The organism is Terriglobales bacterium (assembly GCA_035691485.1).
GTDB lineage: Bacteria > Acidobacteriota > Terriglobia > Terriglobales > Acidobacteriaceae > JAIQGF01.
In genome coordinates, this window is record DASSIZ010000130.1 from 1 (window position 1) to 9659 (window position 9659).

Consider the following 9659-nt stretch of genomic DNA (forward strand, 5'->3'; position numbering starts at 1 on the left):
CCCGCGGTCAAGCGCGGATCGTACGTGCAGCAGGGGATGAGAATCGGCTACGTCACCGATTATTTCGGCAAGACGGTGCTCGACGCCCGCGCGCCAGCCAGTGGCGTGGTGCTGTATGTCTGCGCCGTGCCGTCGATGAAAAAAGGCGCCACCATTGCGAACATTGGGGTGGTCGCAGCCAAGGCGCCGTGAAAAGCGGTTTGCGGTGATCGGTCAGGAGTGGCCGGTTCGGACATCGGTTGCGTCGTTCAAGGTTTCCGGGCGACCACCGCGAGAGTTTTTTGGGTGAAGAACAATTCGCCGTCGCGACGAAAGGGCCGTGTACCGCTGAGGTCTTCCCTCTCATCACGAGCCAGCAGGTCGCGAACCTGTGCGGCGCGATCGGGAGGAGTGTGCGAGTTGGCGAGCCACTGTTCCGCCGCTTGCACCAGGTCGGCAGTGTAGAGCGAGTCAATCTCCAGGCCATGCGTGCCGAACAAACACAGCAGTTCGCTTATGGAGAGCGCGCGCGTGTGCGAGGTGTCGCGCAGACGTTCAAAGTGGTTGTAGAAGGCGGCGCGGCCGGGAATTTCGCTGGCGGCAAGATCCTCGACCACGATGCGCCCGCCCGGGCGGCACACGCGAATCATCTCCCTCAGCGGAACGGCGGGATCTTCGAAGTGGTGAAGAGCGAAGCGGCAAAGGACGATGTCGAACTCGTCGTCGGCAAAAGGGAGTTGCTCGGCGTCGGCGCGTTGCAAACGAATGTTGTCGAGGCCGCGCTCGCGGCGTGTGCGCTCCGCGATGGCGAGGGGCGCGTCGGTGAGATCGACGCCAACAACCTCGCGACAGCGCAGTGCCAGGGCCATGGCAACGTGGCCGGGACCAGTGGCAATCTCAAGCGCACGCTCGGTCGGAGCGGGGCTGATGGCATTCACGAGACGGTCGATGCGCTCGGGCGAGTGCAGTTCGCGAAGCGCGGCGAAGGCCTCCGCCTGGCGCGTGAATTCCTTGCGGATTGTGTCTTTGTGCGACATGAAGACAGGATTCAGGCTTCAGACGTCAAGGACATCAGGTTCATTGACATCAGGTTCATTGTCATAGGAGCTGTGACGAAGTTCAACCGGAGCATTGCGGGCAACTGCTACCGCAGCCACCACGACACCGGCGGCAAGGACCATGGGTAGGGTAACCGTTTCGCCGAGCAAAGCGGCGGCAAAGGCAAAGGTGCAGAACGGCTGCAGGAGCTGGGTCTGGCCAATGCGCGCGATCCCTCCGGTAGAGAGTCCTTTGAGCCAGGCAAACATACCGAGCCACTGGCTGACGAGGCAGATGTAGGCAAACGCGCTCCAGGCGGCGGGCGTCGCGGCGACGGGTGGATGCGCGCGCATCGCGAGCGCAAGCGGGATGATAAGCAGGGGCGCGCCAAAGACGAGAGCCCAACTGGTCACCTGCCATCCGGGAATCTCGCGGGCAACGCGGGCGCCTTCGGCGTAACCGAGGGCGGAGGCCGCCACCGAGAGCAGAAGGATGATGTCGCCGGATTGAATGTTTCCCGCGCCGTTGATCCAGGCCCATGCGAGAACGGCGGCACTGCCGATGGCGCTGGCGACCCAGAAGCGCGTCGACGGCCGCTCTCCGGCACGCAACGCCGCAACCAGCGCGGTCGCCAGCGGAAGCAAGCCGAGCGTGATGGCGCCGTGCGCCGAGGGCAGCGCGTGCATGCCCCAGGAAAACGTCAGCGGAACGCCAATCACCAGGCCAATGATGATGAGGACGAAGCTGCCCCAGTAGCGGCGAGCGGGCGGACGCTGGCGGGTCACGATGAGCAGGATAGCCGCGAGCACGGCAGCGACGACGGGACGTCCGAAAGCGACAACCGCGGGATGGATGTGAAGCACAGCAGCACGGGTGGCGGGCAGCGTCAGGCTGAAAGAGACCATGCCGAGGCCGCCGTAGAGAGTTCCGATTGTCCGAGCTTTTGCCATCCTCTATATGCGAGGTTAACACGGGCACGCGGGCGGCGACGTTGTAGACGGGCTACTTTACCTGCAGCGTGCCGATGTAGTCGGTGAGCGCTTGAATGCGGTCGGAAACCTGCTTCTGGTTCTCGTTGCTGAGAGGACGGAAAGCCACGCCCCAAACCGGCATCTCGCGCGAGCCGTGACTGGCAATGGCGCCTCCCCACTCGATGATCTGGTACACCTGGCCGTCGGTATAACGGCCACCGTTGCGCTTGGCGAGGACCGTCAAGTCGGGCGGGGGGACCTTGAGCGCAGCCGCCGCGGGGCCATCACCTTTGGCGGAGACGCCGTGGCAGCTGGCGCACTCTGCGGCGTAGAGTTCGGCGCCCGAGGTAGGGCTGGCTGCCGGCGGCCCCTTCTGCGGTCCGCGCGTGCAGGCAAACCACAAGAGCAGAATGAAGATTGGGACGAAGGCCCAGCGCGATAAATTTGCCTTCATACATCCGAGCGTGCACCCGCCCAACCATCCAGACGGTGATGCTGGTCACAAACGGGGTGACGAAAGTACCCAAGCCATTGAATGTGCCCTTCCCGATTCAGGCGCGGGCGGGATCGAGTTTCTCGGTATCCAGGCCGAGCTCAGCGAATGCTTTCTGAGCGCGGCCGACGTCGAACTTGCCTTCGCGGGCCAGGCGCGAGAGAGCGGCGGCGGCGATGGATTCGGCGTTAACCTCGAAATGGCGGCGCAGGTGCTGGCGGTTGTCGCTGCGACCGAAGCCGTCGGTGCCGAGCGATTCCAGGCGCGATAGCAACCAGGGGGCAAGCTGGTCAGGAACGATCTTCAAGTAGTCAGTGGCGGCGATGATGGGGCCATCGGCGCCGTCGAGGGCGGTAAGGATGTACGGCTTCTTCTCCGGCTCGGAGGGATGCAGGCGGTTCCAGCGCTCGACCGCAAGGGCGTCGCGGCGAAGCTCGTTGTAGCTGGTGACGCTCCACACGTCGGACTGCACGCTGTATTTTTCGGCGAGGATTTGCTGCGCGCGCACCGCTTCGTTCAGGATGGTACCGCTGCCGAACAACTGCACGCTAGCCTTGGCGGCGGGAGCTGATTTCAGCTTATAGATGCCGCGCAGAATGCCTTCCTGGACGCCCTGGGGCATTTCCGGCATGGCATAGTCTTCGTTGTAGGCAGTGATGTAGTAGAAGCGGTCTTCCCTCTCCTGGTACATGCGGCGGATGCCGTCCTGAATGATGACGGCGATCTCGTAAACATATGCGGGGTCGTAGGTCGCGCAGGTGGGCACGACACTGGAGAGCACGACGCTGTGGCCGTCGCAATGCTGCAGGCCTTCGCCGGCGAGCGTAGTGCGTCCAGCAGTGCCACCGACAATGAAGCCTTTGCCGCGCGCGTCGGCAAATGCCCAGATGAGGTCGCCGACACGCTGGAACCCGAACATCGAGTAGAAGGTGAAGAACGGAATCATGGGCACGTGGTAATTGGAGTAGGCGGTGCCGGCGGCAGCGGTGGAAGCCATCGAACCGGCTTCGGTAATTCCCTCTTCCAGGATCTGGCCGTCCTTGGCTTCGCGGTAATACAGCAGCATGTCCTGGTCGTGGGGCTTATAGAGCTGGCCCTGGCTGGCGTAGATGCCGACCTGGCGAATGATGGATTCCATGCCGAAGGTGCGGCCTTCGTCGGGGACGATGGGCACGATGAGCTTGCCGATGTTGGCGTCCTTCAGCAGGTGACGCAGGATGCTGACGTAGCCCATGGTGGTGGAAACGGCGCGCCCCTTGGAACCTTCCAGCCACTCGCTGAACGTGTCGAGGGCGGGCGCGGTGAGCTTCCAGTCGCCATCCTCGCGGATGACGATGTAGCCCCCGAGATCGATGCGGCGCTGCTTCATGTACTTGATTTCCTCGCTGTTCTGAGGAGGGCGGTAGAACTCGCCGGCATGGGCGGCGGTTTCGGGAATGGGGATTTCAAAGCGCTTGATGAAGGCGGCGAGTTGCTCGTCGGTAAGCTTCTTTTCCTGGTGCGTGGCGTTGCGCGCTTCCGCCGAACCCAGGCCGTAGCCCTTAATGGTCTTGGCAAGAATCACGGTGGGGCCGGTCTTGTGCGCGTACGCCCGTTTGTAGGCGTTATAAATCTTTTGCGGATCGTGGCCGCCGAGACGAAGCGATGCCAAATCGGAATCGCTGAGGTGAGAAACCAAGTCGAGCAGCTCGGGGTATTTGCCGAAGAATTCCCGGCGAATGAAGGCGCCGCCTTTCACCTTGAGCGCCTGCCACTCGCCGTCCACCGTCTCTTCCATGCGCTTCAAGAGCAGGCCGGACTTGTCGCGGGCCAGGAGGTCGTCCCAATCAGCGCCCCAGATGACTTTAATGACGTTCCAGCCGGCGCCGCGGAAGGCGGCCTCGAGTTCCTGGATGATCTTGCCATTCCCGCGCACGGGTCCGTCGAGACGCTGCAAGTTGCAGTTGACGACCCAGAGCAGGTTGTCGAGCTTCTCGCGCGATGCGAGGGTGAGTGAGCCCAGGGTCTCAGGCTCGTCGGTTTCACCGTCGCCGACGAAGGCCCAAATCTTTCGCGGCGTGACCGGGATGATGCCACGGTTCTCCAGGTAACGCATGAAGCGCGCCTGGTAAATGGAGTTGATGGGACCCAGGCCCATGGAGACGGTCGGGAAACGCCAGAAGTGCGGCATCAGCCAGGGATGCGGATAGGAAGACAGTCCGGGCTGGTCGCGCAGCTCGTGGCGGAAATTTTCCAGGTCCTTCTCCGACAACCTGCCCAGCAAGAAGGCGCGCGCGTAAACACCGGGCGAAGCGTGACCCTGGAAGTAAACGAAATCTCCGGGCTGGTTGCCGAAGTTGGCGTGGAAGAAGTGGTTAAAGCCGACTTCCAAAAGGCTGGCGATCGATGAGTAGGTAGAGATGTGGCCGCCGATGCCCGGGTCTTTCTTGTTCTGGCGGTGGACCATGGCGAGGGCGTTCCAGCGGATCAGGCTCTTGATGCGGCGCTCCAGCGAGCGGTCGCCGGGATAAGTCTCTTCTTCCTCGACACGAATGGTGTTTACGTAGGGCGTATTGAGCTGAACCGGAACGTCCACGCCGGACAGACGGGCGCGGGCGTTGAGAGCTTCCAGGACCTCGCAAGCGCGCTGGGCGCCTTCTTCAGCAACGATATCGTCAAACGCTTCCAGCCACTCAGAAGTTTCGTCGTGCCCCGAGGCCTGCTCCGGCGCGAGTTTCGTGTTCATAAATTCCTTTTCCCGAGCTGCGGAGCAGCCCGAGCTCATTCGAGGTTAACGAGAGACCCACCCCAAGTAATGATGGCAAGTGCGAGTGAAACCGTGAAGGCAGAAACGGGCAGCATTCTCCCTGTTTCGCAATGAATAATTAAAAGTCTAATTGGTTAGATACAGGGCCGCAAGGTGTGGATTCAGGTGCCGGGGCTAGACGTCACGAAGCTGGTCTTCGTCCATGCCGAAGTAATGGCCGAGTTCGTGAATGACGGTGTGGCGGACCTGCTCGCGAATTTCAAGCTCGGAGGAACAGACGGCTTCGATGTTCTTCTGGTACAAGACGATGGTGTCGGGGCCGGAGGAAAGATTGAAGACGCTGCGCTGGGTCGCGGGAGTGCCGCGATAGACGCCCAGCAACAAGGTACGCGGCGGCAACGAGCGGGGACGGCCTGGGCGCGCTTGGCGCTGTTCGGGGGGCACATCTTCCACCAGCACGGCAACGTTATGGATGCGGCTGTGAAACTCCTCTGGCAGCCGATCGAGTTCGTTGCGCACCAGCTCGATGAACTGTTCGCGCTCCACCTCAATATCGTACACGCAGCCGCTCGTGTGATCGTGCGGGAACTTCCCCACATGCGTGTGCTCACGCAGCACTCCGGGCACGTGTCCTCTTGACAGCGCCTTCGCTGTTATCGAGGGCCGCAGGCAAATGTGGGGCACCGGCGCCACTCATCCCAATGAAAATTTGGTTGAGTCGCGGGCAATGACTTGCAAATCTGGAAGCATGGTTGGTAGTTTGTCCGAGCGGTGAAGGAGTGAGGAATGAGCAAAGTACGTGTATTAGTCGGCACGAAGAAGGGCGGATTCATTCTGACTGCGGATGGCAGCCGGAAGAAATGGGAGATCAGCGGACCCCACTTTTCCGGATGGGAGATTTACCACATGAAGGGATCGCCCGCTGATCCGAACCGGTTGTACGCCTCGCAAACCAGCGGCTGGTTCGGGCAGATCATCCAGCGCTCCCCAGACGGCGGCAAAACATGGTCAACTCCGGGCGGAGAGGAGATACCCAAGCCGGGGGAGATGCCGAAGGCGAGCAACAAGTTCGTGTATGACACCTCGGCCGAGACCGGCAAGCCGCTCACCACGCACGAATTTTATGACGGCACGCAGAAGCCCTGGGAATTCAAACGCGTCTGGCACCTGGAACCATCGTTGACCGATCCCAACACCGTATTCGCCGGGATCGAGGATGCCGCCCTGTTCCGCTCCACCGACGGCGCCCAGAGCTGGCACGAACTCTCCGGACTGCGCGGCCACGGCACCGGACCCAAATGGCAGCCGGGGGCGGGCGGCATGTGCCTGCATACGATCCTTCTCGATGCCAGCAACAAGAACCGGATGTTTGTCGCCATTTCGGCGGCGGGGGCGTTTCGCACCGACGACGGCGGCAAAACCTGGAAGCCGATCAACCAGGGACTGCGGTCGCAATACATACCGGATCCGAAGGCGGAGGTCGGACACTGCGTGCACCGCATCGCGCAGCACCGTTCGCGCCCGAATACGCTGTTCATGCAGAAGCACTGGGACGTCATGCGGACCGACGATGCGGGCGACAACTGGCACGAGATCAGCGGCAACTTGCCGAGCGACTTCGGATTCGTGATTGACGTGCACGCACACGAGCCGGAGACCATTTACGTCATACCGATCAAGAGCGACTCGGAACACTTCCCTCCCGACGGCAAGCTGCGCGTGTATCGCAGCCGCACCGGCGGCAACGAGTGGGAAGCGCTGACCAAGGGACTACCGCAGAGCGATTGCTACGTGAATGTCCTGCGTGACGCGATGGCGGTGGACTCGTTGGACAAGTGCGGCATTTATTTCGGTACCACCGGCGGGCAGGTGTATGCATCGCCGGATGCGGGCGAGAACTGGCAAGCGATCGCGGAACACTTACCGGGGGTGCTCTCGGTGGAGGCGCAGACCTTGCCATGATCCGGGTGATGCTGCCGCAACACCTGCGCACGCTGGCCCACGTCGGCACCGAGGTGACGCTCGATGTGCAGGGCAAGATTACGCAGCGCTCAGTGCTGGACGCACTGGAGGCGCAGTACCCGATGCTGCGCGGGACCATTCGCGATCACGTCACGCTGCAGCGGCGGCCGTTTCTGCGCTTCTTTGCCTGCGAGGAAGACCTGTCGCACGAACCGCCTGACAATCCGCTGCCGGAAGCGGTAGCGTCGGGGAAGGAGCCTTTCCTGATCATCGGGGCGATCGCGGGCGGATAGCTATTCCGTGCCGCGGACCCCGGTGGGGAGGGCGTCCTTGCGGGGGCGGCGATTCGCCTGCAGGATTTTCTTGCGCAGCCGCAGCGACTTGGGCGTGACCTCGACGTACTCGTCGTCGGCGATGAACTCGATCGCCTGCTCCAGGTTGAGGTTGCGGAACGGCACCAGGCGGATGGCATCGTCGGCGGTGGAAGAGCGCATGTTGGTGAGCTTTTTCTCGCGCACGCAGTTGACGTCGAGATCGTTGTCGCGCGAGTTTTCGCCGATGATCATTCCCTCGTAAACATCGACGCCCGGGCCGACAAACAATTCGCCGCGCTCCTGCAGGTTCCAGAGGGCGTAGGCGGTGGTCGCGCCGCCGCGATCGGCAACCAGGGTGCCGGTCAGGCGATGCGGAATTTCGCCCTGCCAGTCGGTATAACCGTCGAACAACGAGTTCATGACGATGGTGCCGCGAGTGTCGGTGAGCAGTTCGCTGCGCAGCCCGATCAAGCCGCGGCTGGGCACCCGGAATTCCATGCGCACGCGACCGTAGCCGTGGTTGTGCATCTGCAGCATCTCGGACTTGCGCATGCCGAGCTTTTCCATCACCACGCCGACAAATTCTTCCGGTACGTCGATGGTGAGGCGCTCGACCGGCTCCTTCAGCTTGCCGTTCACGTTCCTGGTCACGATCTCGGGCTTGCCCACCATGAGCTCAAAGCTTTCGCGGCGCATGGTCTCGATGAGGATGGCGAGTTGCAGTTCGCCGCGGCCCATGACCTTGAAGGAATCGGTGCTGGCGGTTTCCTCGACCTTGATGGAGACGTTGGTCAGCAGTTCCTTGTCCAGCCTTTCGCGAAGATTGCGCGAGGTGACGTACTGCCCTTCGCGACCGGCAAACGGCGAGGTGTTCACGGTGAACTGCATCGCAATCGTCGGCTCGTCGATGGCGATATGCGGCAGCGGCGCGGGAGTCTCCGCGCTGGTGATGGTCTCGCCGATGGTGATGCCGGTCACACCGGCGATGGACACGATATCGCCCAATTCCGTCTCGGTAATGTCGACGCGCTGCAGTCCATTGAACGAAAACAGCTTGGTGATGCGAACTTTTTCCAGCGAGCCATCGAGCTTGGCGATGCCGACATCCTCGCCGGTGCGCAGCGTGCCGTTGAAGACGCGCGCAATGGCGAGACGGCCGAGATAATCGCTGTAGTCGAGATTGGCGACCAGGATCTGCAGCGTCGCCTGGGGATCGCCGCCGGGTTCGGGAATGGTGGCGACGATGCTCTCAAACAGCGGCTGGAAATTCTCGCCAGGAATCTTGGGGTCCGCGGTGGCCGTGCCCAGCTTGGAATTGGTGTAGAGCACGGGGAAATCGAGCTGGTCCTCCGCCGCGTCGAGATCGATGAAGAGGTCATAGATTTCGTTCAGAACTTCCTGCGAGCGCGCGTCGGGACGATCGATCTTGTTGATGACGACGATGGGCGGCAGCTTAGCTTCCAGCGCCTTGCCGAGCACATAGCGCGTCTGCGGCAGTGGACCCTCGCTGGCGTCCACCAGGAGCATGACGCCGTCCACCATTTTGAGCGCGCGCTCCACCTCGCCGCCGAAATCGCTGTGGCCAGGGGTATCCACGATGTTGATCTTGATGTCGTGGTAGAAGACCGCCGTGTTTTTTGCGAGGATGGTGATGCCGCGCTCGCGCTCCAGTTCGTTGGAGTCCATGACGCGGTCCACCAATTCCTGATTGGCGCGAAACACCCCGCTCTGGCGAAGCATGCCGTCCACCAGAGTGGTCTTGCCGTGGTCCACATGGGCGATGATGGCGATGTTGCGAATGCTCAAAATCAGTTCCCTGCCTGTTCCCACCGGTTCTTGCGCGCTGGTCGTCAGCAGGCACATTGGACCGGGATAGCTCCAGTGTATCAATCCGCCCGGCAGACTCGCAGGTTCCCTCTCGTTTAAGATCATGGAATAGGTTGAAGGGAGAGAATCACGTGTCGACTTCATCTTCATCCATGGGCAAGCATGCCGGTCCTGGCGTCGAGCAGCCTTCCATTCCCGAGCCATCGTTCGCCGAACGGGCACGCACGCTGCTGCAGCTGGTGCGCGTTGGGAGTCTGTCCACGATGTCTCGGAAACGACCGGGCTTTCCTTTCGGCTCGGTCATGCCCTACGCGCTCGACAAAGCTGGA

At 62.0% G+C, this 9659-nt stretch carries 10 protein-coding genes; 4 read left to right on the top strand and 6 right to left on the bottom strand.

The window, feature by feature from the left end; genetic code table 11:
* Positions 1-192 (top strand): hypothetical protein (locus VFI82_16465; protein HET7186280.1); only part of this gene is annotated, 192 nt, incomplete at its 5' end.
* Positions 193-248: 56 nt separating this feature from the next.
* On the opposite strand, the gene VFI82_16470 is transcribed toward VFI82_16465, so the two are convergent.
* From VFI82_16470 to VFI82_16490, 5 genes are all read right to left on the bottom strand, one after another.
* The gene (locus VFI82_16470; protein ID HET7186281.1) at positions 249-1016 is read right to left on the bottom strand and encodes a methyltransferase domain-containing protein; all 768 of its coding nucleotides are present in this window, start codon (positions 1014-1016) and stop codon (positions 249-251) included.
* A gap of 18 nt (positions 1017-1034) precedes the next feature.
* Entirely contained in the window at positions 1035-1967 is a 933-nt protein-coding gene (locus tag VFI82_16475) for a DMT family transporter (protein ID HET7186282.1), read from the bottom strand.
* Positions 1968-2019: 52 nt separating this feature from the next.
* Positions 2020-2442, bottom strand: coding sequence for a cytochrome c (locus tag VFI82_16480; protein ID HET7186283.1), 423 nt, complete (start codon positions 2440-2442; stop codon positions 2020-2022).
* Between the two features lie 97 nt (positions 2443-2539).
* Entirely contained in the window at positions 2540-5206 is a 2667-nt protein-coding gene (gene aceE, locus VFI82_16485; GenBank protein HET7186284.1) for a pyruvate dehydrogenase (acetyl-transferring), homodimeric type, read from the bottom strand.
* 195 nt (positions 5207-5401) lie between these two features.
* Complete coding sequence (locus VFI82_16490; GenBank protein ID HET7186285.1) at positions 5402-5854, bottom strand: metallopeptidase family protein; 453 nt, start codon at positions 5852-5854, stop codon at positions 5402-5404.
* Between the two features lie 159 nt (positions 5855-6013).
* Between VFI82_16490 and VFI82_16495 the strand changes: the two genes are divergently transcribed.
* Positions 6014-7189, top strand: a complete 1176-nt coding sequence (locus tag VFI82_16495; GenBank protein HET7186286.1) for an exo-alpha-sialidase — start codon at positions 6014-6016, stop codon at positions 7187-7189.
* On the top strand, positions 7186-7482 hold the full coding sequence (locus VFI82_16500; GenBank protein ID HET7186287.1) for a MoaD/ThiS family protein: 297 nt from the start codon (positions 7186-7188) through the stop codon (positions 7480-7482). Before VFI82_16495 ends, VFI82_16500 begins: the two co-directional genes overlap by 4 nt.
* On the opposite strand, the gene typA is transcribed toward VFI82_16500, so the two are convergent.
* Entirely contained in the window at positions 7483-9366 is a 1884-nt protein-coding gene (typA, locus tag VFI82_16505; protein ID HET7186288.1) for a translational GTPase TypA, read from the bottom strand.
* A gap of 95 nt (positions 9367-9461) precedes the next feature.
* Between typA and VFI82_16510 the strand changes: the two genes are divergently transcribed.
* Positions 9462-9659, top strand: a 198-nt coding sequence (locus VFI82_16510) for a pyridoxamine 5'-phosphate oxidase (protein ID HET7186289.1), incomplete at its 3' end; no start/stop codon positions are given.